The 241-nt window shown below is 46.1% G+C and carries 1 protein-coding gene; it reads left to right on the forward strand.

The genetic code is table 11. The annotated features are described in order from the left end of the window. Positions 1 to 241: type 2 periplasmic-binding domain-containing protein (locus AAEZ03_RS28685; RefSeq protein ID WP_350583379.1), on the forward strand; the 241-nt coding region annotated here is incomplete at both ends.

Consider the following 241-nt stretch of genomic DNA (forward strand, 5'->3'; position numbering starts at 1 on the left):
CTCATTGGCTCAGCAGAGCTTAGATATTGTTATCGACGTGCTGATGCCAACCCATAAAGACATACGCAGTAGCTTAATTTGTCATGAAGGTTTTTCGCTTATTTGCCGCAAAGATCACCCCATACTGCAACAGCTAACCCTGGAACATTACGGTAAAGCGTCACATGCGTTAGTCAGCTTAAAAGACTTTACCATCGACACCGTCGACATGGCATTAGCCACCCAAGGGATCACCCGCAAT

Origin of the sequence: Pseudomonas sp. HY2-MNA-CIBAN-0224 (assembly GCF_040310285.1) — a bacterium.
GTDB classification, from domain to species: Bacteria; Pseudomonadota; Gammaproteobacteria; order Pseudomonadales; family Pseudomonadaceae; genus Aquipseudomonas; species Aquipseudomonas helleri.